The 26,675-nt window shown below is 60.9% G+C and carries 23 protein-coding genes, 1 tRNA gene and 1 pseudogene; 15 read left to right on the plus strand and 10 right to left on the minus strand.

Features of this window, described 5'->3' with window-relative positions:
* Positions 1-2: 2 nt before the first annotated feature.
* Complete coding sequence (locus GOB86_RS09665) at positions 3-2,684, minus strand: DNA translocase FtsK (protein WP_277875469.1); 2,682 nt, start codon at positions 2,682-2,684, stop codon at positions 3-5.
* Positions 2,685-2,686: 2 nt separating this feature from the next.
* On the opposite strand from GOB86_RS09665, the gene GOB86_RS09670 reads away from it, so the two are divergent.
* The 6 genes and pseudogenes from GOB86_RS09670 to GOB86_RS09695 all read left to right on the plus strand — a co-directional run bounded on the left by GOB86_RS09670 (position 2,687) and on the right by GOB86_RS09695 (position 9,462).
* A complete protein-coding gene (locus tag GOB86_RS09670) occupies positions 2,687-3,067 on the plus strand; it encodes a hypothetical protein (protein ID WP_165992129.1) in 381 nt (126 codons plus the stop codon).
* A 96-nt stretch (positions 3,068-3,163) separates the two neighbouring features.
* A complete protein-coding gene (locus GOB86_RS09675) occupies positions 3,164-5,329 on the plus strand; it encodes a GMP reductase (RefSeq protein WP_165992130.1) in 2,166 nt (721 codons plus the stop codon).
* A gap of 15 nt (positions 5,330-5,344) precedes the next feature.
* Positions 5,345-6,039 (plus strand): annotated as a pseudogene (locus tag GOB86_RS09680) (histidine phosphatase family protein).
* 98 nt (positions 6,040-6,137) lie between these two features.
* Positions 6,138-7,595 (plus strand): metalloprotease TldD, encoded by a 1,458-nt coding sequence (gene tldD / locus GOB86_RS09685; protein ID WP_165992131.1) that lies wholly within the window; start codon positions 6,138-6,140, stop codon positions 7,593-7,595.
* A 122-nt stretch (positions 7,596-7,717) separates the two neighbouring features.
* Positions 7,718-8,980, plus strand: coding sequence for a tyrosine--tRNA ligase (gene tyrS / locus GOB86_RS09690; protein ID WP_165992132.1), 1,263 nt, complete (start codon positions 7,718-7,720; stop codon positions 8,978-8,980).
* Positions 8,981-9,009: 29 nt separating this feature from the next.
* Positions 9,010-9,462, plus strand: a complete 453-nt coding sequence (locus tag GOB86_RS09695) for a hypothetical protein (RefSeq protein WP_165992133.1) — start codon at positions 9,010-9,012, stop codon at positions 9,460-9,462.
* A gap of 365 nt (positions 9,463-9,827) precedes the next feature.
* Here the strand turns inward: GOB86_RS09695 and GOB86_RS09700 are convergent.
* The 7 genes from GOB86_RS09700 to GOB86_RS09730 all read right to left on the minus strand — a co-directional run bounded on the left by GOB86_RS09700 (position 9,828) and on the right by GOB86_RS09730 (position 13,812).
* Positions 9,828-9,902, minus strand: a tRNA-Thr gene (locus tag GOB86_RS09700).
* A gap of 69 nt (positions 9,903-9,971) precedes the next feature.
* Positions 9,972-10,385: an RNA polymerase-binding protein DksA gene (dksA, locus tag GOB86_RS09705; RefSeq protein WP_025828648.1), complete on the minus strand. Its 414-nt coding sequence runs from the start codon at positions 10,383-10,385 to the stop codon at positions 9,972-9,974.
* Positions 10,386-10,741: 356 nt separating this feature from the next.
* Complete coding sequence (gene ssb / locus GOB86_RS09710) at positions 10,742-11,326, minus strand: single-stranded DNA-binding protein (RefSeq protein ID WP_165992134.1); 585 nt, start codon at positions 11,324-11,326, stop codon at positions 10,742-10,744.
* Positions 11,327-11,430: 104 nt separating this feature from the next.
* Entirely contained in the window at positions 11,431-12,030 is a 600-nt protein-coding gene (rsmD, locus tag GOB86_RS09715) for a 16S rRNA (guanine(966)-N(2))-methyltransferase RsmD (RefSeq protein WP_194301154.1), read from the minus strand.
* The gene (locus GOB86_RS09720; RefSeq protein WP_165992135.1) at positions 12,030-12,806 is read right to left on the minus strand and encodes a pseudouridine synthase; all 777 of its coding nucleotides are present in this window, start codon (positions 12,804-12,806) and stop codon (positions 12,030-12,032) included. Before GOB86_RS09720 ends, rsmD begins: the two co-directional genes overlap by 1 nt.
* Positions 12,803-13,534, minus strand: a complete 732-nt coding sequence (locus tag GOB86_RS09725; protein ID WP_165992136.1) for a gamma-glutamyl-gamma-aminobutyrate hydrolase family protein — start codon at positions 13,532-13,534, stop codon at positions 12,803-12,805. Before GOB86_RS09725 ends, GOB86_RS09720 begins: the two co-directional genes overlap by 4 nt.
* Before the next feature lie 125 nt (positions 13,535-13,659).
* A complete protein-coding gene (locus GOB86_RS09730) occupies positions 13,660-13,812 on the minus strand; it encodes a hypothetical protein (protein ID WP_165992137.1) in 153 nt (50 codons plus the stop codon).
* A gap of 251 nt (positions 13,813-14,063) precedes the next feature.
* On the opposite strand from GOB86_RS09730, the gene GOB86_RS09735 reads away from it, so the two are divergent.
* Complete coding sequence (locus GOB86_RS09735) at positions 14,064-14,519, plus strand: nucleoside deaminase (protein WP_408737364.1); 456 nt, start codon at positions 14,064-14,066, stop codon at positions 14,517-14,519.
* Between the two features lie 179 nt (positions 14,520-14,698).
* The gene (locus GOB86_RS09740; RefSeq protein WP_165992138.1) at positions 14,699-16,279 is read left to right on the plus strand and encodes a Do family serine endopeptidase; all 1,581 of its coding nucleotides are present in this window, start codon (positions 14,699-14,701) and stop codon (positions 16,277-16,279) included.
* 98 nt (positions 16,280-16,377) lie between these two features.
* Here the strand turns inward: GOB86_RS09740 and GOB86_RS09745 are convergent, their stop codons facing one another.
* The gene (locus tag GOB86_RS09745; RefSeq protein WP_242012587.1) at positions 16,378-17,160 is read right to left on the minus strand and encodes a Crp/Fnr family transcriptional regulator; all 783 of its coding nucleotides are present in this window, start codon (positions 17,158-17,160) and stop codon (positions 16,378-16,380) included.
* Positions 17,161-17,461: 301 nt separating this feature from the next.
* Here GOB86_RS09745 and GOB86_RS09750 point away from each other — a divergent pair, with 301 nt between their 5' ends.
* The 6 genes from GOB86_RS09750 (at position 17,462) to GOB86_RS09775 (ending at position 24,020) form a co-directional block, all read left to right on the plus strand.
* Positions 17,462-18,286, plus strand: a complete 825-nt coding sequence (locus GOB86_RS09750; RefSeq protein ID WP_165992139.1) for an OmpW/AlkL family protein — start codon at positions 17,462-17,464, stop codon at positions 18,284-18,286.
* 9 nt (positions 18,287-18,295) lie between these two features.
* Positions 18,296-19,687 (plus strand): oxygen-independent coproporphyrinogen III oxidase, encoded by a 1,392-nt coding sequence (gene hemN / locus GOB86_RS09755; protein ID WP_165992140.1) that lies wholly within the window; start codon positions 18,296-18,298, stop codon positions 19,685-19,687.
* Between the two features lie 161 nt (positions 19,688-19,848).
* A complete protein-coding gene (locus GOB86_RS09760) occupies positions 19,849-20,526 on the plus strand; it encodes a 2OG-Fe(II) oxygenase (protein WP_165992141.1) in 678 nt (225 codons plus the stop codon).
* A 114-nt stretch (positions 20,527-20,640) separates the two neighbouring features.
* Positions 20,641-22,278, plus strand: coding sequence for an electron transfer flavoprotein-ubiquinone oxidoreductase (locus GOB86_RS09765; protein WP_165992142.1), 1,638 nt, complete (start codon positions 20,641-20,643; stop codon positions 22,276-22,278).
* A 63-nt stretch (positions 22,279-22,341) separates the two neighbouring features.
* Complete coding sequence (locus tag GOB86_RS09770) at positions 22,342-23,091, plus strand: electron transfer flavoprotein subunit beta/FixA family protein (RefSeq protein WP_165992143.1); 750 nt, start codon at positions 22,342-22,344, stop codon at positions 23,089-23,091.
* Between the two features lie 2 nt (positions 23,092-23,093).
* On the plus strand, positions 23,094-24,020 hold the full coding sequence (locus GOB86_RS09775) for an FAD-binding protein (protein ID WP_165992144.1): 927 nt from the start codon (positions 23,094-23,096) through the stop codon (positions 24,018-24,020).
* 68 nt (positions 24,021-24,088) lie between these two features.
* Here the strand turns inward: GOB86_RS09775 and GOB86_RS09780 are convergent, their stop codons facing one another.
* Entirely contained in the window at positions 24,089-24,736 is a 648-nt protein-coding gene (locus GOB86_RS09780; RefSeq protein WP_165992145.1) for a TetR/AcrR family transcriptional regulator, read from the minus strand.
* A gap of 137 nt (positions 24,737-24,873) precedes the next feature.
* On the opposite strand from GOB86_RS09780, the gene GOB86_RS09785 reads away from it, so the two are divergent.
* Positions 24,874-26,403, plus strand: a complete 1,530-nt coding sequence (locus tag GOB86_RS09785) for an efflux transporter outer membrane subunit (protein ID WP_253544123.1) — start codon at positions 24,874-24,876, stop codon at positions 26,401-26,403.
* The last annotated feature ends 272 nt before the right edge of the window (positions 26,404-26,675 follow it).

Consider the following 26,675-nt stretch of genomic DNA (forward strand, 5'->3'; position numbering starts at 1 on the left):
GGCTAGTCTTCTTCTCGCGCGGAGCCAACCAGCACCTTGCGGCGGCCTACATTGTCCGCCCGGCTGATAATGCCTTCCTTTTCCATCTGTTCGATCAGTTTGGCCGCGCGGTTGTAGCCAATGGACAGGTGGCGCTGGATAAAGGAGGTGGAAGCCTTGCCCTCCCGCGTGACAATGTTCACGGCCTCGGTGTACATGTCGGCTTCGGCGTTTTCGTTCCCGCCAGAGCGGCTGCTGCCGCTGGAGGATGTGTTCTCCTCCATGGGTTCGGCCAGCACGTCCTCATCATAAATCGGCTCGCCCTGTTCTTTAAGGAAGTTGACGACCTGCTCCACCTCGCTGTCGGCCACAAACGGGCCGTGTACGCGGGTAATGCGGCCACCACCCTGCATGAACAGCATGTCCCCCTGACCCAGCAACTGCTCGGCTCCCTGCTCGCCCAGAATGGTGCGGCTGTCGAACTTGCTGATCACCTGGAACGAAATACGGGTGGGGAAGTTGGCCTTGATGGTGCCGGTAATCACATCCACCGAAGGGCGCTGCGTTGCCATGATAACGTGAATACCCGCAGCACGCGCCTTTTGCGCCAGACGTTGCACGCAGGCGTCAATTTCCTTGCCTGCGGTCATCATCAGGTCGGCCATTTCGTCAATAATGACCACAATATAGGGCATGGGGTCGAGGGCGACGGACTGTTCCTCAAACACCGGGTTGCCGGTTTCGGGGTCAAAGCCGGTCTGCACGCGGCGGACCACCACCTCCCCATCCGCGCGGGCTTCGGCCGCGCGGGCGTTGTAACCTGCAATGTTGCGTACCTGCAGGTGGGCCATGGTGCGGTAGCGGCGGTCCATCTCGCGCACGACCCATTTGAGCGCGTTTACGGCCTTGGGTGGTTCGGTCACAACCGGGGTCAGCAGGTGGGGAATACCATCGTAAATGGAGAGTTCGAGCACCTTGGGGTCAATCATGATCAGCCTGCATTCATCGGGCGAATGCCGGTAGAGCAGGGAGAGGATCATGGCGTTCACACCAACCGACTTACCCGACCCGGTGGTGCCCGCCACCAGTAGGTGGGGCATACGCGCAAGGTCGGAGAACATGGGTTCGCCCGCAATGTCCTTGCCAAGGGCAAGGGGGAGCTGGCCGGTATCCTCGCGCCATGTGGGCTGGTTGAGCAGTTCGGACAGATAAACCGTCTCACGCGTCTGGTTGGGAACTTCAATCCCCATCACATTGCGCCCCGGCACGGTGGCAATGCGCACGCTCAGCACGGACAGCGAGCGCGCCACATCGTCCGCCAGCCCGATAATGCGGGCAGAGCGAATACCCGGTGCGGGTTCAAGCTCATACAGTGTGACCACGGGGCCAGCGCTCATGCCCACAATGCGGCCCTGCACGCCGTAATCGGCCAGAACCTGTTCCAGCATGCGGGCGGTGGCGTTCAGGAGTTCGGGCGAGGGGCCGGTATGGGCGTTGCTGGGGGCTGCGCGCAGCAGGCTCATGGGGGGGAGTTCCCACCCACCCTTGCGGGTGGCGGTGGGGTTGCGCTCGGGGGTGGTGCTTGTGCTCTCAGGCTGGCTGGAGCCGGAGAACAGGCGGCCAAGCAGCCCGCTTTTGGCGGGTTTTTCTGGTGCTGGGTGCGGTGTTGTCGCCGTGGGCAGCGTAAAGGTAGCTTCGGCCTTTGTGGCAGGCAGCGGGGTTATGGCGGCTGCCCGTGCAGCACTGTTCGGTGGTGTATCCAGTGGCGTGGGCACAAGGGTGTGGCCGGTGGGGTGCGTGTGATCCTGCGCGCCGTGCAGCACCAGTGCCGTGCCTGTAGTCTGGGCGGAAGAGGCTTGTGCTGGGTGGTAAGGGGTGGGGGCGTGCTCGTCCTCCTCATCATCAAACAATGCGCCGGAGGGCAGGGTGCTGCCATAAAACGGGTCTGCCGCTGGCTGGGCCGGGGGCGTGTAGGCGGTGGGCTGCGCGGTGGTGGAGGGGGCGGGTTGTGGTTTGTGGCTGGCGTAGTAGCGCACAAACCGTCTGCCCAGCCTGCCGGGCAGGCAGATCACAAAAACAAACGCCCGCCAGATGGCAAACCATTCCTCCCGCCGCAGACCGGTGCCCAGTGCGAGCAGAAGCCCCGCAAGCAGGCCGCCTAACAGCCAGATGACCATTCCCCCCGCAGGCCCGATGGCGGCCATGCCCGCGGCAATGGAGGTCTGGGCAATGGAATGGCCAACGCCCCCGCCAATACCCGCCTGTGTTGGCCATTCAACGGTGGGGAGTGCGGTAAACAGGAGCGGAATGGCTGCAAGAAGTGCGCCAGAAACAGGAAGCAGGCACAAAATGGCTGCCACCCGCATGCCAAAGATCATCCATGTTTCATGCCCGAGCAGGCGGTGGCTCATAAAGCGCCACCCCCATGCCATGAGAATAAGCACGGGCACGGTGGCCCCAAGCCCGATTCCCTGCAGCAGCGTATCGGCTACAAACGCGCCTGTTGTGCCCAGCAGGTTGGTTGGCGGCTGGTTTGTCGCGGTGTTAAAGGACGGATCGGTCGGATTATAGGTCAGCAGGGCGGCCAGCAGGGCACAGGCCAGAATGCATAGCGCAACGCCGCCCCCTTCCTCCATGCGCAGGCGCAGGCCACTTTTGTGGGGAACGGGGGCGTTGGTGGTATTTAAAGGGCTTGTGCGCGCCAAGGGTGCCGGTCCTGACTCCAGAGGCCGCACCTGCTCCCTGCCGTGGGCAGGAATCGCGGGCGCGGGTGGTTGTAAAGGGTGACTGCGTTCTTCTTAGCAGCCCTGCCGAGTATTGCGAACCGCATCCTTTGCACAAGATTACGGCCAGAGGCGGGCGGCATGTGTGCCAGGCTGGCCGGGGGCATCGGGGGGTGGAGCATGGCCACCCGGCGTGGTGGACATGGGCGGCAGTGGCGTGTTCCGCTTGTTCAGACGCGGGGGATCGACAATATAAGGGGCAGCATGGCCACCATGCGGGCTTAATGGGTGTTCCCGCCTTTACCGGGGTGGGGCGCGTGGTGCATGGGACCATGCAGTCAGGGGCGGGGCTGTGGTGGACGTAAAAAAGAATCAGGGTGCGCAGGCCCGGCGGAATGGCGGATGTCTGTTTTTGTTTATCTTCCGCTCCAGGGTGTGCCGAGTGAATGGACGCAAGTAATTTGACCGATGTTTTCCAGCATATGCAGTCCTCCTCCATCCTGCGGCATATGCTGGCACCCGGCTCGGTTGTGCAACAATCCACGTTTGAGCGCCCCGTGTGTGTTCAGCCCGATGGGACCATTCTGTGCGGCCCGGAGCGGGTCGGGCCTGCGCAGGCGTGGTTTTGTGCCCGTCTGGCAGCGGAACTGTCAGTCCTTGTAAACGCTCCCCCCCACCACGCGCAGGAGGCGGTGGATGGGCAGCGGATGGCGCGCATCCTGCTGGCTGCGGCACGGGTTACGGCCTGCGCATGGCGTACCGGGCCATTCTGCCCGCCGGGCAGGGTGGCAGCGAACATGCCATGGTCATGGGGGAACGCGCTTGCGGGCGCGGCTGTGCCGGATGCCGCCCAACTGGCCCGGTGTGTTGCGGATATGGCGTTTTTTGTGGCCCCCGCGCTCCGCCCGCATACAGTGGATGCACAGGCTCTGCACGGGTGGGCCTGCACGGCATGGCCGGTCTTGCAGCCAGCGGAATGGCTGGTGGTGCAGGGGGGGGATGAACGGCTGGACCCCGGAGCCCAGACCGGGCTTAACCGGTATGGGTGTCAGCCCTTCCCCCGGTATGGGGAGCTGGATTTTTCCTCCTCCACAGCCTCCACGCCCACACTGGCTGCGGCACAGGCCATTCATCAGGCCTGTGCCAGACTGATCCGTCTTGCGGTGGACGGTCAGGCGGGAGAGGCCGCCGTGGAGGAGGTCAAGGCGTTTTTGGCCGCCTTTTACCATCTGGACAGCACCGGACGGGTCGTGCTGGCCCCATCAGGGACCGACTGCGCTCTGGCCGCCACAGGGCTCATGGGTCTGCTGGATGCCCCCCTCACTACCATTTTGCCCGGAGTGGAGGAAACAGGCAGCGGTGTGCCGCTGGCCACATGTGGCCGCCACTTTGCAAACCGCACCGCGCGTGGGCAGGACGTGCAGAAGGGCGCGCCCATAGACGGGTTTGTGCGCGATGCGGAGCATGTTGCCCTGCCATTGCGCCGAGATGGCGGCGAGCGTGTGCCAGATGATGATCTGTTTGCGGCCTGCCAGCAGCATATAGCCCGCGCGGTCAAAGCCGGGCGGCGCGTACTTTTGTATGTGCTGCATGTTTCCAAAACCGGGCAGTTGGTGCTGCCCGCCAGCAGGGTGCGGGCCTTGTGCGCGCTTTACCCCGGCAAGGTGGATGTTCTGGTGGATGCGTGTCAGGCCCGACTGCGGCCAGAACCCGTGCGCCAGTACGTGGGCTGGGGCTGGGCGGTTATGGTTACGGGGTCCAAGTTTTTTACCGGACCACCCTTTAGCGGCGCGCTGTTCCTGCCCGATAGCTGGCTGGACCGCCTGCGCCAGAGCCGCCTGCCTGCTGGTCTGGCGGCCTATGCCACGCGGGCCGAATGGCCGGACCTGCCCGCAGCCCGTACCCTGCCCTTGGGCCTGAACGCAGGCCTGTTCCTGCGCTGGAGTGGCGCTCGGGCCGAAATGGCGGCCTTTGCCGCCGTGCCGGATGTGCAAAAAAAGGACCGGCTGCACCAGTTTATGCAAGGAGCCATGGCAGCGCTGAATGCCTGCCCGTTTGTGCGCCTTCTGCCCTCGGTCGCACTTTCCACCCAGCCAGAAGCGGATGCATGGGACAGCCTGCCAAGCATTTTTGCGTTTGTTGTGCTGGTGGATGGCGAGGCACTTGATTTTGAACAGGCAAAAGACCTGCATGGCTGGTTGCTGGCCGATATTACCCCCCATCTGCCCGTTGGCCTGCGGGATGCGGAGCGTGCCCTTGCGGCCCTGCCGTGCCATGTGGGGCAGCCTGTTGCCATAACCACACCCGGTGGGGTGGAGGCGGGCATGGGCGCGCTCCGTGTTTCGGCCTCGGCACGGCATATTTCGGGCACGGGGGGGGGCTATGCCGCAGCGCTGCCCGCTGGTTTGCTTGTGGCGGAGAGCACCCCGGCGGCAGACCATCCCGTGGCATGGATGCTGGCCAAACTAGGGCTGATCCTGCGCTATTGGGCAGACCTTGCCCATGCCACGCCGCCTTGTGGCCCATGTGTGGCCAGTGCCGGCCTGCCCGGTGGGGCGGGTGTGCCCCGGCAGGTTCATGCTCTGGGCAGGCAGGGCATTTCTGCTCTTGCGCTCCGGCAAAGCTGATTCCACAACAGAGGCATGAGCGAACACATGACTGCCGAAAAAGCCTCATCCTCTTCTCAGGATCATTTTCTGGATGGGCCTGAACTTCCAACCGGTATTACCCGCTTCTGGCTGATCCGCCACGCTTTGGTAGAAGAGAACGCCCGCATGCGCATGTATGGCAGCATGGACGTGCCGCTCTGCCCCGAGAGCCTGATTGCCCAAAAACCCATGTACCGCGCGCTGGCCGAACGCCTGCCGCAGGATGCCAAGTGGTTCATCAGCCCGCTCTCACGCACACGGCGCACCGCGCAGGCCATTGAGGAGGCAGGCTATGGCCCCCGCCCGCTTACGGTGGAGCCAGACCTGATCGAGCAGAATCTGGGCACATGGCAGGGGCTGGAATACCACGCCCTGCCCGAGCACCTGACCCTGCCCCCCACCCGTTCTGGCCCGTGGCCGCCACCGACTGCCCCCCCGAGGGCGAAAGTGTGATCGAGGTCTGTAGCCGCGTCGGCCGCCTGCTGGACCGGCTGGCCAGAACGCATGCGGGGCGGAACATTGTGGCGGTGGCCCATGGCGGGGTTATTCGCGCAGCCCTTGCGCATGCGTTGCGGATACACGCCGAGACAGCACTGCATTTTTCGGTGCAGAATCTCTCGCTTACCATTCTCGAACGGCTGGATACGGGTTGGCGGGTGGTTACGGTTAACGAGCTGCCGGGTATCTGACCCGCGCCGCTTCTGGCATTCAGGCAAAACAGGCGGCGGCCCATGCGGGTCGCTGTTATTCCCAGTACGGATATTTTCCAGACGGAGGGCTTTGGTCCATGTCTTTCTCTCCCTCACACGCCGGGGCGCTGGCCGCCACAGACCAGTTGTTTTTTACCAACGGGCAGGCCCAGCTCAACCGCGATGAAGCCGAAAAGCTGACCCGCACGGCGCTGGACGGCATGGACGACGGCGAACTGTTCCTTGAATACCGCGAGAGCGAATCCATAGCACTTGATGACGGGGTGATCCGTTCCGCCTCCTTTAACACCAGCACGGGTTTTGGCCTGCGCGCGGTTTTGGGCGAGGAAACAGGCTTTGCCCATTCGGACGAGATGAGCCGTACCTCCCTGCTGCGCGCGGCCGATGCGGTCAGTGCCGTGCGCGCGGGCCGGTCGGGGCAGATGGCGCCCCCCCCACGGCCCACCAACCAGCGGCTGTACACGGATGCCAACCCGCTGGGGGATACGGATTTTGCTGCCCGTTCGGGCCTGCTCTCCAGCATAGATGCGTATGCACGGGCCAAGGATTCGCGCGTGGTGCAGGTCATGGCCTCGCTCTCGGGCGAGTGGCAGGCCGTGCAGATTATCCGGGCCGATGGCGCGCGCGTGGCCGACCTGCGACCACTGGTGCGGCTGAATGTGTCGGTGGTGGTCGAACATGCTGGCAAGCGCGAGAGCGGGAGCTACGGCCTTGGCGGACGTTACGAGATCAACCGCCTGCTGAACGCGGAAACATGGCATGGCGCTGTGGACGAAGCCCTGCGGCAGGCGCTGGTCGCGCTGGAGGCACAGGCCGCCCCGGCGGGGGAAATGGAAGTGGTGCTTGGTGCGGGCTGGCCCGGTATTTTGCTGCACGAGGCGGTGGGCCACGGGCTGGAAGGGGACTTCAACCGCAAGGGCACGTCCGTTTTTGCCGGACGTATTGGCACGCGCGTGGCCTCCCCCGGTGTGACGGTTATTGATGATGGCTCCATGCCCGACCGCCGCGGCAGCCTGACCATAGATGACGAAGGCACACCCACGGGCCGCACGGTGCTGATCGAGGATGGTATTCTCAAAGGCTATTTGCAGGACCGGCTGAACGCGCGGCTCATGGGGGTGGCCCCTACGGGTAATGGCCGCCGCCAGTCTTACGCGCATATGCCCCTGCCGCGCATGACCAACACCATTATGCTTGAAGGCAACGCCACCACGGAGGAGATGATCCGTTCAGTCAAGCGTGGTCTGTATGCCGTGCATTTTGGTGGCGGGCAGGTGGATATTACCTCGGGCAAGTTCGTTTTTGCCGCATCGGAAGCCTATCTGATCGAAAACGGGCGCGTTACGGCCCCGGTCAAGGGGGCAACCCTGATTGGCAGCGGGGCGGAGGCCATGACTCAGGTCTCCATGATCGGGGGTAATCTGGAGCTGGACCCCGGTATTGGCACCTGCGGCAAGGCCGGGCAGGGCGTGCCGGTGGGCGTGGGCCAGCCGACCCTTAAAATGACCGGGCTGACCGTGGGTGGCACAGTCTGAGGGCACACGCCACAGAGCATTACGCCTGCGCGTGGGCTGTTCCTGTTGCGCGCGCTCTCATGCTAGAGCGTGTGCCTTGGGTTCTGCCCGCCTGATGCGGGCCGGAGGATAGGGACAGGAAAATGGTCGAGAGCGGATTTCAGAGTTCTTTCATGCGCGAGGCCGCGGCACGCGGTTTCATTTTCCAGTGCACGGATGCGCAGGCGCTGGACGCACTTATGGAACGGGAGTCCATCTCGGCTTATATCGGCTTTGACCCCACGGCGGACAGCCTGCATGTGGGTGGGCTGATCCAGATTATGATGCTCCGGCTACTGCAAAAGCATGGCCACCGCCCGATCGCCCTTGTAGGCGGCGGCACCGCGCGGATTGGTGACCCCTCTTTCCGCGAGGAAGCACGGCGGTTGATGACGGATGACATTATCCAGACCAATCTTGCCGGGATCGAAGGGTGCCTGCGCCAGTTCCTGACCTTTGGCACGGGCGCGTCCGATGCCCTGCTGGTCAATAATGCCGACTGGCTGGACAAGCTGGCCTATATTGATCTGCTGCGGGACGTGGGGGTACATTTTTCCATCAACCGCATGCTGGCGTTCGACTCCGTCAAAAACCGGCTGGAACGTGAGCAGGGACTGACGTTCCTGGAGTTCAACTACTCCATTCTTCAGTCCTATGACTTCCGCGAACTGAGCCGCAAATACGGTCTGGTGCTCCAGCTTGGCGGATCCGACCAGTGGGGCAACATTATCTCGGGCGTGGAACTGGTGCGCAGGACGGACCAGAAGTCCGTCATGGGCCTGACCACTCCCCTGCTGACCACCTCATCGGGTGCCAAAATGGGCAAAACGGCCAGTGGTGCCGTGTGGCTCTCCCCCACGCGTCTGCCTGTGTTTGATTACTGGCAGTTCTGGCGCAACACCGAAGATGCCGATGTGGGGCGTTTCCTGCGCCTGTTCACGGACCTTCCGCTAGAGGAATGCGCACGCCTTGAGGGCTTGCAGGGAGCGGAAATTAACGAGGCCAAAAAAGTGCTGGCAACCGAGGCCACGGCCCTGTGCCATGGGCGCAAGGCTGCTCTGGCCGCCGCCGAGGCCGCCCGCCAGACCTTTGAGGAAGGCCGGGTAACCGCTGCCGACCTGCCTGTGCATGAGGTGGCCCAGCCAGAGCTTGCACAGGGGATTCCCGTTTTCCGTCTGCTGGTGGAGGCAGGGCTTGCCAAAACCAATGGCGAGGCCCGGCGTTTGGTGCGCGGTGGTGGCGCGCGCCTCAACAATGCCGTGATCACGGATGAAAATCGCCTGATTATGGAGCACGATAGTGTGGACGGCGCCATCAGGCTATCTGCTGGCAAAAAACATCATGTGCTGGTGAAGGTTGGCGCCTGAGTGCTGACCACCAGCAGGAGGCCATTGTTATGAAACGTCTTGTGTGCGCTCTGGCGGCATTGGGTTCTTTAACAACTCTGGCGGGGTGTGTTGGCCCCGGCGGTCCGGGGCCACGCCCGTATTATCCATACGGATATGCCGGTTCCGCCATGCGCTATGACGATTATTACGGGTATGGCGGCGGTTATTACAGCGGTGGTGGCTGGTCCCGCCCGGCTCCACGCCCGCCCATGGGCAGGCCCGGCATGGGCCCCGGCCGCCCCGGCGGGGGCGGTAATGGTGGTAGTATGGGAGGGCGACCGGGTGGTGGTAACCGCCCCGGTGGTGGCTTTGGCGGTGGTGGTGCGTCCGGTGGCCCCGGTGGGGGTGGTGGACAACGCCCCGGCGGTGGTGGCGGTGGCGGACATGGAGGCGGCCCATCCGGTGGCGGCCACGGTGGTGGTCCGGGTGGGGGTGGCTCCAAAGGCGGCCCGCGTGGCTGAACCGCTCCGGCTCTGACTGGCCTATGCAGGTTGTTACGGCCCTGCCTGCAAAAGACCCCGCCATTGTGCGGGGTCTTTTTTTATGGAGTGAACTGTCCAAGCCCTATTGGGCAAAGGTCGATGACATGCGGTTGTGCAGACCATCATGTAACGGGATGACAGGTATTTTCGGCTCAAGATTTATTTTTGGGGAGTACGCATTCAATAGTTCCCAACGGCACTTCTGTACGTCCGTTTGTGCCTTGAAGGCCGGGAACATAAGCAGCTTACAAGCCAGAAACCCTGCCGATATACGGACAGTGCTGTCTAGTTTGAAGTGCTAGAAACACCAGACGCCTAAGCGCCTTTGAAGAACGGAAGATTGCTGGTGCTGCTGGACAGGATTGAACTGTCGACCTCTCCCTTACCAAGGGAGTGCTCTACCACTGAGCTACAGCAGCACTGCTTGCGGGGTTCTAGCCGTTTGGGCGGAACACCGCAAGAGTGAGGGGAACAAAAAAAGACGAAAATTAATCGTCCCGATGCGTTTTTTCCATACGCTCGTGCTGTTCCTGCGCCTCAATGGACAAGGTGGCGATGGGGCGTGCTTCCAGACGTTTGAGGCCAATTGGCTCGCCTGTTTCCTCACAGTAGCCGTAACTGCCGTTTTCAACCCGCTGGAGGGCAAGGTTGATCTTGCCGATCAGCTTGCGTGCGCGGTCACGGGTACGCAGTTCCAGCGCACGATCGGTCTCCACGCTTGCGCGGTCGGTAATATCGGCTTCATGAATGCCACCTTCGGAAAGGCTGGCCAGAGTGTCCCCTGCCTCTTTCAAAAGATCGGCGCGCCATTTGAGCAGTTTCTGCCGGAAGTATTCCGTCTGAAGAGGATTCATGAACTCTTCGTCTTCCGACGGGCGATAATCTGGCGGTAAAGTAATCATGTCTGTCGTCAGCCTTTGCAATGACAGGAAACCTGCCTTGAAAGAATGACGCGGCTTATAGCGGCATCATGCCCATGCGCCAAGAAATTTATGCACCAATGCATGAAGAAAAGCAGAATGATCGGTCAGTAAGATAAAGAAAAACTGATATTTGGAAAAAGTAATAAACAGAAAACATCACTTTATTAAAATTTCAATAAAATCGGATGTGATGCACCAACCCGTTCGGGCCGGTTTTTTGCTTTGGTGTGGTGGCTGACCACGGTGGCAGGTGGGGCGGAGGCCTTATTCCACCCACAAAAAAAGGGGCCGTATGGCAACGGCCCCCTGTGGTCATGGCAGAGCAGATGGAGTGCTCAGAACGGAATTTCGTCATCCAGATCGCCACTGCCCGAGGCGTCCCACCCGCCAGAAGGTGCACCGCCGCCGCCACGCTGCGGGGCAGGCAGGCGGGAGGAGCCAGCGCTGCCACCAGCACCGCCACCACCATTGCCGTAGTCCGCATTGCCGCCACCGGTGTTGTAGCCGCCGTAGCTGCTGCCACCGTTGCCACCACCAAAGCCGCCGCCGCCTTCGCCTTCACCACCATTACGGCTGTCCAGCAGGACCAGTTCGCCACGGAAGCGGTCCACGACAACTTCGGTCGTGTACCGTTCCTGCCCGCCCTGATCGGTCCATTTGCGGGTCTGCAACGAGCCTTCTAGGTAAACCTTGCGGCCCTTGCGCAGGAACCGCTCTGCCACGTCGGCCAGCCGGTCGTTAAAAATAACAACACGGTGCCATTCCGTGCGCTCACGCTTTTCGCCCGAGGCGCGGTCGTTCCATGTGTCGCTGGTGGCGAGGGAGAAGGACACGATTTTCTGCCCGTTCTGGCTGGTGCGGACTTCGGGGTCTTTGCCCAGATTGCCGACCAAAATGACCTTGTTAACGCTTCCAGCCATGTTTCTCTTCGCCTTCTGTAACCTGTAAAATCGTTTTGTTCTGGTCTGTGTAGCGCAGCAAGGCGCTCATGGTCACCAGATATCCAGATATTATGCGGTGTTTTTTACGCTTTGTCCCATGCCAGCCGCCAGATGGACAGGCGCGCCGCACCGTGCTGGCGCTCTGCCAGCAGGGTATGCGGGCAGGGGGGAGCCCCCTCGGCCTCATCCGTAAAGGGCAGGGGTTCGTCGCGCCCGGTTTCAATCACGGCCACGGCGTTGGGGGCAATCCATCCCTTTGCCTTCAGGGCTGCCAGCGCTCTGGTGGGCAGGCCCTTATGGTAGGGAGGGTCCAAAAACAGCAAGGAGGCAGGGGTTACGCGCGCGGCGGGCGGGTTGGTCACATCGCGCGGGTAGGTCTGGCACTGCTCATCCCACCCGCAGGCATGAATGTTGGCGCGCAGGGCGGCAAGGGCCGGGCGATCTGTTTCAAAAAAAACAGCATGTTCCGCCCCGCGGGACATGGCTTCCAGCCCAAGTGCGCCCGTGCCTGCAAAGGCGTCCAGCACGTGTGCGCCTTCCAGCAGGGGTGCACCACCCCATGGGGCGTGGGCCAGCACGTCAAACAGGGCCTGGCGCACGCGGTCGGCCGTGGGGCGTGTGGTGCCACCAGTGGGGGCGGCCAGCACCCGGCCTTTGCGCGCCCCCGCAATAATGCGCACCATCAGCGGGCCTTGTTGCGGAGTGCGGTGTTCGACTGCGTGGTTTTTTCCGGCATTTTGGGCAACTGGTCACGCAGCACGCGGGGGGGAATTTCCTCCAGTTCGCCTTTTTGCAGCGTGCCAAGGGGGAACGGCCCGTAGCTGGTGCGGATCAGGCGGCTGACATGCAGGTTAAGCCCGGCCATGACCTTGCGGATCTCACGGTTCTTGCCTTCCTTGAGCGAGACGGTGAGCCACGCGTTATCACCCTTGCGCGAATCGAGGGCGGCAATAATGGGGCCGTAGCGCACGCCATCCAGCACGGAGCCTTGGGCGAGGGAAGCCAGACGCCCTTCGTCCACCACGCCAAACACGCGCACGCGGTAACGGCGCAGCCAGCCGTTGGAGGGCAGTTCCAGTCTGCGGGCCAGTTCGCCATCATTGGTCAGCAGCAAAAGGCCTTCGCTGTTCAGGTCAAGCCTGCCAACGCTGATCACGCGGGGCATGCCTTCGGGCAGGGAGGAAAAGACGGTTGGCCGTCCCTCCGGGTCCTTGTGGGTTGTTACCAGCCCGTCAGGCTTGTGGTAGCGCCACAGCCTTGTGCGTTCGGGGGCGGAAACCGGCTGGTTATCCACCAGAACAATATCGTCATCGGTGACAAAGGTTGCCGGGTGCGTAACGGTCTGGCTGTTCAGCCGCACACGCCCTTCCTCAATCATGCGCTCTGCATCGCGCCGGCTGGCCACCCCTGAGCGTGCCAGCCACTTTGCAATGCGTTCTCCCCGCGCTTCCTGCGTCACGCCTGTTCTCCTGATGCCTGTATGAAGGCCTTGAAAAGAGTTCTGTCTGTCGGGTCTATGCCAAATTCCGGGTGCCATTGCACCCCAAGGCAAAAACGATGGTCCGGATCTTCTATGCCTTCTATCACGCCATCCTCGGCAATGGCATTCACCCGGCCACGTCCGGGGGTGCTGACGGCCTGATGGTGGGCGGAGTTTACGGCAATACGTCTGGCCCCGCCTGTTATGCGGGCCAGAAGGGTGTCGGGCTGGATATCCACACCGTGGCTTGCCTCATCCCGTGGGTTGGGCTGCTCATGCGGCAGGGCGGTGGGGTATGTGTCGGGCAGGTGCTGGATAAGGGTTGCCCCAAGGGCCACGGCAATCAGCTGCATGCCACCGCATATGCCCAGCACGGGTATGTTGCGGTGCAGCGCTGCTGCCAGCAGCATGCTCTCGGCCCGTGTGCGGCGTGGGCGCAGGGTTACGCTGGCATGGCGTTGGGTTGCGCCATACAGCAGGGGGTCAATATCAAACGCGCCACCGGTTATGACCAGCCCGTCCAGCTTGGCCACGTATTCCTGCCCCAGTTGCGGGAACAGGGGCAGGGCTACCGGCAGGCCACCGGCTGTAGCTACGGCGCTCAAATAATTTTCGCGCAGGGCACACCACGCAAAGCGGGAGTAACGCTCCACGCCGCCATCTTCCAGATCAAGGGTAATGCCAATAACGGGGCGCTCTGCTGCCATAAGCCTGTGGTCCTGCACGAAAAGCCATAGGAAAACTGGAACTGTTTCGTGTCAGGTGCCACAGGTGCCGAAATTTTGCATCTTTTCCCGTCTGGCCCGTATGTGCGAGCGCGCCGTGTGGCGACCTAGCGGGTCAGGAACGAGGGGATGCCATGTGGCATCATGTGGCTGCTGGCCTGCGCCGTTGCAGGGGTGGAGGATTCGCTGGGAAGCCTGTCCGCAACAGCAAGACCAAACCCCATTGCAGCAGCGGCCAGAATGAAAGACAGAGTATGCATGGTTCCGACCTTTCCAGCCAAGAGTGAGAGACCAGCAGGCCAAAATCCGGTTTCAGATGCACCTTTGTGGCGCAAGAATTAAGGATAGTGGCGGCTTTAAGGCGGGATGACAAAATTACGGTTTGGATTGCAAGAAAAATGTGATGTGTCTGGCCCCGAATTGTTCAGATGCGGGAGCAGGGGTCATGAAAGGCGTTGGAATGGTTTGTCATACGGCCACGCCCCACCTTGGCAAGGAACCGGGTGGAGGCATGGAACTGGCCTTGCAGCAGGCCCGTCTGGCGGCTGGTCGGGGCGAGGTGCCGGTTGGTGCCGTATTGCTGGACGCGCAGGGCATGGTGCTGGCGCAGGCGGGCAACAGGGTGGAAGAACTGCAAGACCCCTCCGCCCATGCGGAAATGCTGGTCATGCGCGCGGCCGTGCACCAGCGGCAGGGGCGCAGGCTGGCCGACTGCACCTTGGTCGTGTCCTTGGAACCATGCCCCATGTGTGCTGCGGCCATGGCCCATTTTCGGCTCGGGCGGCTGGTCTTTGGCGCGTATGACCCCAAGGGCGGCGCCGTGGAGCATGGCCCCCGGCTACCCTACAGGGCCGAGACCCTGCACCGCCCCGACATTGTGGGCGGCGTGCGCGAGCGTGAGGCGGGAGAGATGCTGAAAAGCTTTTTTCGTACCCTGCGCGATAAGGGACCTGCGCCCCTCGCATAAAAGCCTGCATGCAGGGCCAGATTAAGGCTTTTTTTTTCCGAAAAGGAAACCATGTTAGCCTTCAGGGCGTAAGGTGTCGCAGGTTGTGGTGGCTGTTTGGTTCAAGCGGCCACCCGATCAGACCCGGATCACCCGAAACGAGTCCTGCTTGGGTAAAACAAGGAACAGTCAAGATCGTGATGTCGGAAAAATCTGTGACAAACGTTTGCACGCGTGGCAGCCGCCGCAACTGGACCAAGGCTCTGCTCGCTGGCTGCATGCTGGTTTCCGCCGCCGGGCCATGGGCCGGTACCGCGTCATGGGCGGATACGTCCAGCATGATCAAGCCCAGTGGCCCCGCCCAGCGGATTCCCGACTTTGTGGAGCTGGTCAAACAGGTCAAACCGGCTGTGGTGTCCATTACCTCCATGATCCGCTCTGACGCCATGGAAGGTGAGGGCGGTGGCATGGGCATGGGCGGCGGTGGCGGGCCTTTCCCGTTCCCCTTCCCGTTCCAGATGATGCCCCAGCCCTCCAAGCAGCTGATCGAGGCGCGCGGGTCGGGCTTTGTCATCTCGGCTGATGGATACGTGGTGACCAACAACCATGTGGTCAAAGGGGCCACCAAGGTTACGGTCACACTTGATGATGGCACGACCCTGCCTGCCAAGGTGGTTGGCCGCGACGGCAAGACCGATCTGGCGTTGCTCAAGGTCACGCCCACGCAAAAGCTCCCCTTTATTGAACTGGGCGAGTCCGATGATGTGCAGCCGGGTGAATGGGTGATTGCCGTTGGCAACCCGTATGGGCTTGGTGGCACGGTAACCGCCGGTATTGTCTCCGCCCGTGGGCGTGACATTAACGAAGGCCCGTACGACAACTTCATTCAGGTTGACGCGCCCATTAACCGCGGCAACTCCGGTGGCCCGCTGTTTACGCAGGACGGTAAGGTGGTGGGTGTGAACACCGCCATTCTCTCCCCCTCCGGTGGGGGGTCGATCGGTATTGGCTTTGCCATTCCCTCCGATACGGTGCGCAGCGTTGTGGACCAGTTGCGCAAGACCGGCCACGTGGTGCGTGGCTACCTTGGGGTCAACGCGCAGATTATCTCCCCCGTTATGGCCAGTGCGCTCAATCTGCCCGCCCCGGCTGTGGCCGGTACGCCGCCTGCGGGCGCGCTGGTGGCCAGTGTGAGCCAGGACAGCCCGGCCGAAAAAGCAGGGCTGAAGGCGGAGGATGTGATTACTGACTTTAATGGCCAGAAGATCACCACCCCGCATGACCTTGCCGTACGTGTGGCGGCGGTAGCGCCGGGCACGCAGGTCACAATTGGCTTTGTGCGTGCAGGCAAGGCGCAGACGGTCAACCTTAAAATCGGTAACCTTGCCAGTGCTTCGGGGGATGCGGGCAAAACCGCGAGTGCCGTGGGCGGGCAGCATCTGGGCATAGCCCTTGCCCCCCTCAACCGCGATACACGCCAGCAGCTTGGTCTGCCGCAGGATGCACATGGCGTTGTGGTGAGTGATGTTGAGGCCGGGTCTCCCGCCGATCAGGCTGGTATTCGTCCGGGGGATGTTATTCAGGCTGTGGGCAGCCAGCAGGTGGATGCACCCAAAACGGCCGTGGGTCTGATCAAAGCTGCCATGACGGCCAAAAAGCCATTGCTGCTGCGCATTCTGCGGGACGGGCAGTCCCTGTTCATCGCTATTTCACCAGATGGCAGTAATGCGGGTCTGCCTGCCGATAACGGCCTTGGCGGTGGGGATGATGATGAGAACTAAGTCGTTCTGTTTTGACTAAGGCAAAAGGCCGGCTCCCATGGAGTCGGCCTTTGTTTTGAGCACTATCTGGCCGGCTTTTGGGTAGGGGTAACGCGGGTTTAGTCCGCCTTCTGCCCGGAGGCGATGTTAAGCAGAGTCGCAACCGACAGAATGCGAATCCGGTGGTTTTCCGCGCTGGCAATCAGCAGGCTGCGGCGGAACGCGCTTATGGTCCGGCTTACGGTTTCAATCGTCAGGCCCAGATAATCGGCAATATCCACCCGAGTCATGGGCACGGAGGCCAGATTTTCCGCCTCCTGCCGCCGGTTCGCGGTCTGGTGGAAGGCTTTCATCCGGTCCAGCAGAAAGGTGGCAACCTTTTCGCGCGCGGTTTTGCGGCCCAGTAGCAGCATCTGCTCCTGCGCTTCGGCCAGTTTGTCGGTGACGGCGGCCAGCAGGCGGCGTTCAAATGTTGGGTAGTCGCTCAGTAATGTCTCAAGCTGGGGGCGCAGGAAGCGGCACAGGCGCACGTTATCCACTGTTTCCGCCCCAAACGAGTAGGTCTGCGCCGTGCTCAGGCCCAAAAACTGCCCCGCATCGGCAAAGCCCGTAATCTGCCTGCGGCCATCGGGGAGGGATTTGAACAGTTTGACCGTGCCGCGCGTCACATTGAAAAACGCCAGCGCAGGCTCGCCTTCCTCAACAATGGTGGTGCCCGGCGGCAGCAGTAACTGGCGGGAGGAATGGGCAAGGGCGGCCAGTCCCTCCTCATCCATACTGTTGCATAGACTCCTGTTCCGGATGTCACACACAAGGCAACGCATGACATCCACATCCGCTTTGGGGGCGTACGCGGCCCCGCCGGGATGCGCAAAGGCAGATGTCTGCGGAGAAGATGTCATGCGATAAATCCAGAAAACCGTTTAGTATTAACCAGTTGCGGCTTGTTATAACGGTTGGGGCAGTAGAAGGTCGCACCGCAGCATTGAGCTTTTGTTGACATAAATCAATCATGCCAAGGGATTATTTTAATTGCAGGCCAGAACTGCAAAAAAGTCGAAACCGGGGGTTGTGCTCAAAATGACACAGTTTTGACTCATCTTTAACCAGTATGGGGCAGACTTGATCTAAATCAAGGTTGCGACGGCGTGGGCGTGGTCTTTCCGGCACAGAATTACAGTGCAGTGGAAGAGACAAAACACAATGGTCAAGTTCCGTTCCTTTCTGACAGCCGCAGTGGCTGGTGTGGCCGCCCTGACGGGTGCTGCTCAGGCGCAGACAGCAAAACCCAATGCTGCCTACGTTAATGCCCCGGTCATGAACCGTATCCCCGATGCGCAGAAAGGCTCTGGCCACTGCGGGATTTTTGAAACCTGCGCCAGCACCAAAATTGGTCTGGGTAAAGGTGACTTCATGGTCCGTCTGTCCGGCGTTGGCGTTCTGCCGCAGGACCGTGACAGCAGCGTGAGGGTTAATGCCCTTGGTCACTTGAACAACACGCATCTGTCCACCACCAATCAGGCGATGCCGGAACTGACGCTTGAATACTTCCTTACCGACAACCTGTCTGTTGACCTGATTGCCACCAGCACCCACCACCGTGTGAATGCTGTCGGTAGCGATCTGCAGCCCCTGAACGGTGGTTCGCGCGTGCTGGATATCGGTTCCGCTTGGGTGCTGCCCCCGACCCTGACCTTCGCTTGGCATTTCCGTCCGCACAAACGCTTCAACCCGTATGTGGGTGTGGGTGTAACCGCCATGTGGTTCCACAACATGCGTGGTGCAGGTGCTCTGCCGCAGGTTGGCGGTGGTCTGACCAAGCTGAACTCCGGCTTCACCGGTGGCCCGGCTGTGAACGTTGGCTTCGACTATCAGCTGGTTGGTAACTGGTTCTTCAACGCCGACGTCAAGCAGATCTTTGTGCGTATGCATGCATGGGCTGAAAACAAGGACGAAAGCCTGAAGGTTCGCGTTCATGAATCTTTGGACCCCACCGTGGTGTCCGCCGGTATTGCATACCGCTTCTGATCTAAGCTGATGAGCGCGGACCCCGTCTCTGACCTGATTTCCCGCTACGGCGGGAATCTGCCGCGCTACACCAGTTACCCGACCGCTGCGAGTTTTTCAGATGCGGTCGGGTCTCAGGACGTGGAAAACTGGCTGCGTACGCTGCCAGCAGACCTGCCTGTCTCGCTTTATTTTCATGTTCCATTCTGTGATGAGCTCTGCCGGTTTTGCGGGTGCAATACCTCCGTTATGCGGCATGAGGACGGGCGCGTGGCCTATGGCGACCTGCTGCGCGAGGAAATGCGCCGGGTTGTAGCCCTAACGGGCGAGCAGCGTACGGTCCATCATCTCCAGTTTGGCGGTGGCACGCCCACCACATTGCCCCCCGCATCGCTCCGCCAGCTTATGCGGGCTGTGCGCACTTTCTTCCGTTTTGCCGATCATGCCGAACTGGCCATGGAAATGGACCCCCGGCATGTGCCCGAAGGCTACCCTGCGCTACTGGGGGCTCTGGGGTTCAACCGCATCAGCCTTGGTGTGCAGGATCTGGACGAAAAAGTGCAGGAAGCCTGTGGCCGCCACCAGTCCTTCGAGCAGACCCGGAGCTGTATTGAACAGGTGCGCGCAGCCGGTGTAACGGGTGTGAACATCGACCTGATCTACGGCCTTCCCTACCAGACGGTGGAAAGCGTGGGCGAGACGGCGCGCCAGATTGCCCTGCTCCGCCCCGACCGGCTGGCCGTGTTTGGCTATGCCCATATTCCGTGGAAGCAGAAGCGCCAGAAGCTTATTCCTGAAGATGCTCTGCCGGGTTCGTCGGAACGGCTGGCCCAGCGGGCGCAGATTGATGCGGTGTTGCAGGCGGCGGGGTATCAGGCCATCGGGCTGGACCATTACGCCCTGCCGGACGATGCCTTGGCCAAGGCCGCGCGCGCGGGCTCCCTGCATCGTAATTTTCAGGGTTACACAACGGATTCCTGCCCGGTTCTGCTGGGTATGGGGGCCTCGGCCATTTCCATGGCGCCAGCAGGGTTTGCCCAGAACATTCCCACCGTTGCCACCTATGCCCGCGCACTGGCCGATTCGGCGGAACTGCCGGTCATGCGCGGCGTTGCCTGCACGGCAGAAGACCGTTACCGTGGGGCCATTATCGAACGCATTATGTGCGATCTGGCAGTGGACCTGAGCGCGCACCATATTCCCGGCAACCCGGGCATGGACGGGTTTGTGGAGGAACTGGCCAGCCTGCACCTGTTCGAGCGCGATGGGCTGATTACGCGCACTGACAGCCGCATAGAGGTAACGGAAAAAGGGCGTCCGTTCCTGCGTAACGTTGCCGCTGTTTTTGATACGCGCCAAAAAGAACTGGCTGCGGCAAGCACGGGCAAATCGCCAGCGCCCCGTTTTTCCGGCGCGCTGTAAACACAGACCGTTCAAATTGGCATTTCTGCCATGCAACTTGATCATCCTGTTGTTTTGGCGCATTGAGGAACAGCGTCTGAACCGCAGAGGCAATGCTGCAAAAAGCCCTGCACCTCTGGTTCTCCACCATATTTTCTGTTTCAGCGGAAGGATCGGACATCATGCGTCCTGATGCTCCTTTGCCCGGCCAGACCGGACATTTTACCCTGCCAGACCGTCTGCCCCACACACCTGCCGCCACACATCCGTTCCCTCACTGGATGCTGGACGACGTGCTGGAACGACCTGCTTGCGATGCTCTGGTGGCGTGGAATCCGGGCGAGGCCGCCATAGCGGGGGATGTTGGCGGGCGGCGGGAAACGCGCAATGCCTTCCGCGTTTTTGTGGACCCTGCGGTGCGTGCAAGGGATACCCGGCTGGACCGTATGGCCCGGTTGCTGGACTCCGATTCCATGCGCGAAACATTCGAACGCGTGTGCGAAACCCCGCTTGATGAAGCAGCCCTACGTCTGGAGCTGTGTCTGGACACGGATGGATTCTGGCTGGAGCCGCATACGGATATCGGGGCCAAAAAGCTGACCCTGCTGATCTCCCTTTCCACCGGGGATGAGGCGGAGCAATGGGGTACGGACCTGATGACCCCGCAAGGCGAGTCCGTGGCCCGTGCATCCGGGGTGTTCAATTCGGGGGTGCTGTTCATTCCGTCTGACAGGACGTGGCATGGTTTTGTCCAGCGCCCGATCAGGGGAACGCGACGCACCCTGATTGTCAATTTTGTCGATAAAAACTGGCGTGCCGTGCACGAACTGGCCTTTGGGCCACGTATGGCCCGGTCCTGACCTTTCCTGTTTGGCGGAAATGGCGCAAAACGGGCCGGGATGCCCGTTTTTTGCAATTCTGTGACAAATCGGGTTTAGGAAAGCTACAGAAATTTCAACGGGGATAAAACGGGAATGAGTGAACCTGTGCGTGAGTCGATGGAGTTCGATGTTGTCATTGTTGGCGGTGGTCCCGCCGGACTGGCTGCTGCCATTCGTCTGCGCCAGCTTTCGCCCCAGACCAGTGTCTGCCTGATTGAAAAAGGGAGCGAGATCGGGGCGCACATTCTGTCTGGTGCGGTTATCGAGCCGCGCGCTCTGGCCGAACTGTTGCCAGACTGGCGTGAACGCGGCGCACCGCTGAACACGCCAGTTACGGCGGAAGACATGCTCTACCTGACCGAAACAGGCAGTATCCGTGTGCCTATGCTGGACAAGGTCATGCCGCACATGGCCAACCACGGGAACTATATTGTCAGTCTGGGCGAGGTCTGCCGCTGGCTGGCCGTGCAGGCCGAGGAGCTGGGTGTGGAAATCTACCCCGGTTTTGCTGGCTCCGAAGTGCTGATCGAGCGTAACCGTGTGGTGGGTGTGGCCACGGGGGACATGGGCGTTGGCCGTGACGGCAAACCCGGCCCCAACTACCAGCCGGGCATGGAACTGCGCGGGCGCTACACCCTGTTCGCCGAAGGGTGCCGTGGCTCCCTGACCAAGCAGGTCATGGCCCATTACGACCTGCGCAAGGGCGTGGACCCGCAGACCTACGGCCTTGGCATTAAGGAAGTATGGGAAATCCCGGCCGAGAACCATCGCCCCGGTCTGGTACAGCACAGCTTTGGCTGGCCTTTGGACGACAAGACCTATGGTGGCGCATGGCTGTACCATTTTGGTGAAAATCTTGTCTCTTACGGTTTTGTGGTTGGGCTGGACTACGCCAACACATGGCTCTCCCCGTTTGAGGAAATGCAGCGCGTCAAGTTGCATCCCGCTTTCCGCCATCATCTGGAAGGGGGGCGGCGCATTTCCTACGGTGCGCGTGCCCTGTCCGAAGGCGGGTTGCAGTCCGTGCCGCGCCTGACCTTCCCCGGTGGCGCGCTGATCGGGGATTCGGCAGGCTTTTTGAACGTGCCCAAGATCAAGGGCACACATACGTCCATGAAGTCGGGCATGCTGGCGGCCGAAGCCGTGGTGGAGGCCATAAAGACCGATCGTGTGGAGCCGGGGTCCTTTACGCAAAAAGTCCGGCAGTCCTGGCTGTGGCAGGAACTGCGCACCGCGCGCAACATCCGCCCGGCCTTTGCACGTTTTGGCGCCATGGGTGGCGCTGTGTACGCGGGGCTGGACGCCATGCTGCTGCGTGGACGCGCACCGTGGACGCTGCACTTCAAACATCAGGATAACGAAACTCTGCGCCCAGCGGACCTGTGCACAAAGCCGTTTTACCCCAAGCCCGATGGCAAGCTGACATTTGACCGCCTGTCCTCCGTGTTTTTGTCCGCGACCAATCATGAGGAAGACCAGCCGGTCCACCTGCGGCTTAAAAACCCGTCCTTGTGGAAAACGGTCAACTGGGATGTGTTCCACGCACCAGAGGCGCGTTACTGCCCCGCAGGTGTGTACGAAGTGGCAGATGAACAAACCGCGCCACACCTGCAAATCAATGCCCAGAACTGCGTGCATTGCAAAACGTGTGACATCAAGGATCCCACCCAGAACATAGACTGGACCACGCCAGAAGGGGGTGGTGGGCCCAATTATCCGGCTGGTATGTGAATTTCGGTCAAAGTACGATAAAGAACCGTCCGAACCATCCTGCGTCTGCAAGCGAAAGAAGTCATGAAGATACTCGTACCTGTAAAGCGGGTTGTTGATTACAACATCAAACCGCGCGTCAAGGCGGATGGCAGCGGAGTGGAAACCGCTGGCGTCAAGATGTCCATGAATCCGTTTGACGAAATTGCGGTGGAAGAAGCCGTGCGCCTGCGTGAAAAAGGTGCTGCTTCGGAAGTCGTTGTTGTGTCCATTGGTGTGCAGCAGGCCCAAGATACCCTGCGTACCGCCATGGCCATGGGCGCTGACCGGGCCATTCTGGTGCTGACCGATGAAAGCCCCGAACCTCTGGCTGTTGCCAAGGTGCTGAAAACGCTGGTCGAAAAAGAAGGCCCCTCGCTGGTTGTGCTGGGCAAACAGGCCATTGATGACGACATGAACGCAACGGGCCAGATGCTGGCCGGTCTGCTGGGTTGGGGGCAGGGTACCTTTGCCAGCAAGGTTGATGTGGTCGATGGCCGCGTGAATGTCAGCCGTGAAATTGATGGCGGCACGGAGCAGGTCTCCCTTGCTCTGCCTGCCATTATCACGGCCGATCTGCGCCTGAACGAACCGCGCTATGCCTCTTTGCCCAATATCATGAAAGCCAAGAAAAAGCCGCTGGAAACCATTCCTGCCGCCGATCTTGGCGTGGACATGGCCCCGCGCCTGACCATTGTGTCCGTTGCCGAACCGGCCGAACGCAAGGCTGGCATCAAGGTTGGCTCCGCTGCGGAGCTCGTGGAAAAACTGCGTAACGAAGCAAAGGTGATCTGAACATGACCGCTCTTGTTCTTCTGGATCATGAAGGCGGCCAGATCAGAAAGGCAGCCCTTTCTGCTGTAACCGCCGCTGCCCGTCTGGGCGATGTGCATGTGCTGGTCACGGGCGATGCCGCTCTGGCACAGGCCGCAAGCCAGATTGCTGGTGTGTCCAAGGTCCTGCATGCAGCCGATGCGCGTTATGCGCACGAACTGGCTGAACCTCTGGCAGCCCTGCTTGTCTCGCTTGCTGGTAGCTACGACCATATTGTGGCCGCAGCCGGTGCCACGGGCAAAAACGTGCTGCCGCGTGCCGCTGCCCTGCTGGATGTGCAGCCCATCCCCGATGTGGTGAGCATTGTGGACGCGCAGACCTTTGTACGCCCGATCTATGCAGGCAACGCGCTGGCGACCGTAAGGTCTTCCGATGCCAAAAAGGTTCTGACCGTGCGCAGCGCATCGTTCGATGCAGCACCGGCTGAAGGTGGCAGTGCCCCGATCGAAGCTGTGGCGGTGGTGGACAGCCCGGACGTGTCGCGCTTTGAGGCTGTTCAGCTATCCGACTCCGCACGCCCCGATCTGGAATCGGCCCGCGTTGTGGTTTCCGGTGGTCGCGGTATGGGCAGCGAGGAAAAATTCCACGCGCTCGACCCGTTGGCCGACGCGCTGGGTGCCGCTGTTGGTGCGTCCCGTGCGGCCGTCGATTCCGGCTTTGTGCCTAACGAGTTGCAGGTCGGCCAGACTGGCAAGATCGTAGCGCCAGAACTGTATATGGCGTTCGGTATTTCCGGCGCGATCCAGCATCTGGCAGGCATGAAGGACAGCCGCGTGATCGTAGCGGTCAACAAAGACCCCGAAGCCCCTATTTTTCAGGTGGCGGATTACGGCATTGTGGGCGACCTGTTCGAGGTTGTGCCGCAACTGGTGGAAGAGCTTAAAAAGTAAGCGCCTCTCCACTGATCCATGCTCAAAAGGCCCGTATACCCGGTGGTATGCGGGCCTTTTTCATGGGGTTATTCGCGCCCGTAGGCGGCCATGAACACCTTGACCGCGGCGTGGATCACTTTTTCCTCGTCCTCGGTGCTGTTTTCCTGACTCAGGTTAAAGCGCCTGATATGGGCGATGCGTGTCTGGCAGAGTGCAAAAAACTGTTCGGCGGCAAAAACCGGGTCTTCGGTCTGTAATGCGCCCTGTGCTTCCTGCTCGCGTATCCAGTTGGCCAGCGTGGCAATAGCGACTCGGGGACCATTCTCCCAGAACACGGCCCCAAGTTGGGGAAAGCGCGGTGCCTCGGAGACAATAATCCGGTAGAGCATCAGGCTGTCTGGCTGGGTAATCAGGCGCACCATGGCGCGGGCCACGGCGGTCAGTGTCTCACGCGGGGGCGAATCCTCCTGCACGGGGGCCAGAGCCACGGGCAGTTTTTCCCGGCAGCACTGCTCCACAAAAGCGGCAAACAGATCAGCCTTGTTGGTAAAGTAATTATACAGCGTTCCCTTGGATACAGCGGCCTGCCGCGCAATGGCGGACATGCTTGCCCCCTCGTAGCCATGCTCGGCAAACACCGCGCTGGCACCAGTTAGAATCTGCTGTCGTTTGGGCTCGGACTCGCCCGCGCAGGGGGAGCAGGAGGGTGTTGGGAGGAGGGAGGATGGAGCCATGGATTTTCGAGCTTTGGAGACTGGTGATTGACGCGGTAGGGAAAGACGATAGGGTATGCCCTGACCGAACTGGTCGGTCAGCGTAGCGGTTATAACGCATATTAAAGCAGGCGCATAATTTCGACGAGGGTAAGCGGGTGGCAAGAAGGAATGCACGGCGGGCGGGCGCACTGGCAGTCGGTTTTATTCTGGCAGGATGTGCCGTAGGGCCAGACTATAAAAAGCCCCAGACGTGGTCTCCCTCACAGTGGCAGAAGGCTGCAACGCAGGAACGCACCAGTGCTCTGAGCGTGCCTACGGAGCAGGAGCCGGACGCGCAATGGTGGTCCGTGTTCCATGACCCGGAGCTGACATCGCTCGAACAGCGTCTGGCCGCACAGAATCTGGATGTGTTGCAGGCATCCGAGCAGCTTGCTGTCAGTCGTGGGCAGTTGCTGCTGGCCGGCGCCGAGCGTTTTCCAGATCTTACGGCCTCCGGGTCGTATAGCCGTGTGCAGCACAGTAGTAAGCAGTTGCAGCGGATTGTGGAGCGCATTGGCGAGCACTCCGCAGGCAGCCAGTTGGGCAATATGCTAACCAGCCAGTCTTCCGAGGCTACCATTCCCCTGTTGAACAACTGGCAGGATGGCGTGCAGGCGAGCTGGGAGGTTGATCTGTGGGGGCGTGTGCGTAGGCAGTACGAGGCTGCCAAATCCTACACAGATGCCACCATGGAGGAACGGCGCGGCATTCTGATCGCCCGCCAGTCCGAGCTTGCGTCCGATTACATGGTGCTGCGTAGCTTGCAAGAACAGTTGCGCATTACCGTTGCCAGCCGCAATGTGGCGGCCAAGCTGCTGCAACTCAGCCAGTCGCGCTACAAAACTGGTCTGGTCAGTGAACTGGATGTGGATAGCGCGCAGTCCGAACTCCAGCACACCAGCGCGCTTATCCCCCAGTTTGAGCAGCGTATTGCCATGCAGATCAACGCGATCAATCTGCTTATGGGGGCACCCCCGGGCGGGTTGAATACCGAACTGGTCCAAACGGCTGGTATTCCACTGGTGCCGCCCACCGTGCCCATTGGTCTGCCGTCCGAACTGGCGCACCGTCGCCCCGACATCCGCGAGGCAGAAGCCGAACTGCATGCCACAACGGCCGAAGTGGGGCAGGCCATGGCTGATTTTTACCCCAAGGTCACAATTGATGCAGGCTTTGGGCTCCAGTCCTTCTCGTTCCGCGATATGGGCATGTGGAGCTCACGCATGTGGAACGTGGGGCCGTCTATTACCATTCCCATTTTTCAGGGTGGCCGCCTGACTGGGCAGTTGCAGATGAAAAAGGCGTCCCAGAGGGCCGCAGCCCTGAGCTACCGCAAAACGGTGCTCAATGCATGGCGCGAGGTGGATAACGCCCTAACGGCTTATCAGGCGGAACAGAAAAAAAACCAGCGCCTGACCGATCAGGTCGCAGCAGACAGGCGTTCCATGGATCTGGCGCAAAGTCAGTACAAACATGGATTGCAGAATTATCTCCAGGTGTTGGACGCGCAGCGCAGGCTGCTCTCGTCCGAGACCAGTCTGGCCGAAAGCACGGCAAACATCTCGGACGATCTGGTGCGCCTGTATAACGCGCTGGGTGGGGGATGGCAGACAACCTTCCCACTTGCGCAGCCCAAACACGCCTAACCGCTTGAGCGTATAAGATATTTCAAACCAAGAACGGGCCTTATGGGCCCGTTTTTATTTTGCGTGAGGAATGGTTGAGATGGAATATGGCGGTTTTCAGGGATTTTTTGATTAGGTTATGATTTTGTTTCATTTTTTTTGTTGGGTAGTGTTGACGGGTGGGTGTTTGGGGGTATAGAAGCTGCTTCACCGAGACGAAGCAGTCTTGGCGGGGATGAGAGTTTCTGCTAAGTTCTTTGGCTCTTTGGTCTTTGACAAGTGAATATGAGATA

Origin of the sequence: Acetobacter lambici (assembly GCF_011516885.1) — a bacterium.
In the GTDB taxonomy this organism is placed as follows: Bacteria; Pseudomonadota; Alphaproteobacteria; order Acetobacterales; family Acetobacteraceae; genus Acetobacter; species Acetobacter lambici.

What these genes read in the sequence shown, in the direction of transcription:
- GOB86_RS09695 (WP_165992133.1), top strand. Translation starts at nt 9,010, where the DNA reads ATGAAACGTCTTGTGTGCGCTCTGGCGGCATTGGGTTCTTTAACAACT.
- tldD (WP_165992131.1), top strand. Translation starts at nt 6,138, where the DNA reads ATGTCTTTCTCTCCCTCACACGCCGGGGCGCTGGCCGCCACAGACCAG.
- GOB86_RS09760 (WP_165992141.1), top strand. Translation starts at nt 19,849, where the DNA reads ATGCGTCCTGATGCTCCTTTGCCCGGCCAGACCGGACATTTTACCCTG.
- GOB86_RS09740 (WP_165992138.1), top strand. Translation starts at nt 14,699, where the DNA reads ATGTCGGAAAAATCTGTGACAAACGTTTGCACGCGTGGCAGCCGCCGC.
- GOB86_RS09745 (WP_242012587.1), bottom strand. Translation starts at nt 17,160, where the DNA reads ATGACATCTTCTCCGCAGACATCTGCCTTTGCGCATCCCGGCGGGGCC.
- GOB86_RS09735 (WP_408737364.1), top strand. Translation starts at nt 14,064, where the DNA reads ATGGAACTGGCCTTGCAGCAGGCCCGTCTGGCGGCTGGTCGGGGCGAG.
- rsmD (WP_194301154.1), bottom strand. Translation starts at nt 12,030, where the DNA reads ATGGTGCGCATTATTGCGGGGGCGCGCAAAGGCCGGGTGCTGGCCGCC.
- GOB86_RS09750 (WP_165992139.1), top strand. Translation starts at nt 17,462, where the DNA reads ATGGTCAAGTTCCGTTCCTTTCTGACAGCCGCAGTGGCTGGTGTGGCC.
- GOB86_RS09780 (WP_165992145.1), bottom strand. Translation starts at nt 24,736, where the DNA reads ATGGCTCCATCCTCCCTCCTCCCAACACCCTCCTGCTCCCCCTGCGCG.
- hemN (WP_165992140.1), top strand. Translation starts at nt 18,296, where the DNA reads ATGAGCGCGGACCCCGTCTCTGACCTGATTTCCCGCTACGGCGGGAAT.
- ssb (WP_165992134.1), bottom strand. Translation starts at nt 11,326, where the DNA reads ATGGCTGGAAGCGTTAACAAGGTCATTTTGGTCGGCAATCTGGGCAAA.
- GOB86_RS09775 (WP_165992144.1), top strand. Translation starts at nt 23,094, where the DNA reads ATGACCGCTCTTGTTCTTCTGGATCATGAAGGCGGCCAGATCAGAAAG.
- GOB86_RS09765 (WP_165992142.1), top strand. Translation starts at nt 20,641, where the DNA reads ATGAGTGAACCTGTGCGTGAGTCGATGGAGTTCGATGTTGTCATTGTT.
- GOB86_RS09730 (WP_165992137.1), bottom strand. Translation starts at nt 13,812, where the DNA reads ATGCATACTCTGTCTTTCATTCTGGCCGCTGCTGCAATGGGGTTTGGT.
- dksA (WP_025828648.1), bottom strand. Translation starts at nt 10,385, where the DNA reads ATGATTACTTTACCGCCAGATTATCGCCCGTCGGAAGACGAAGAGTTC.
- GOB86_RS09770 (WP_165992143.1), top strand. Translation starts at nt 22,342, where the DNA reads ATGAAGATACTCGTACCTGTAAAGCGGGTTGTTGATTACAACATCAAA.
- GOB86_RS09725 (WP_165992136.1), bottom strand. Translation starts at nt 13,534, where the DNA reads ATGGCAGCAGAGCGCCCCGTTATTGGCATTACCCTTGATCTGGAAGAT.
- tyrS (WP_165992132.1), top strand. Translation starts at nt 7,718, where the DNA reads ATGGTCGAGAGCGGATTTCAGAGTTCTTTCATGCGCGAGGCCGCGGCA.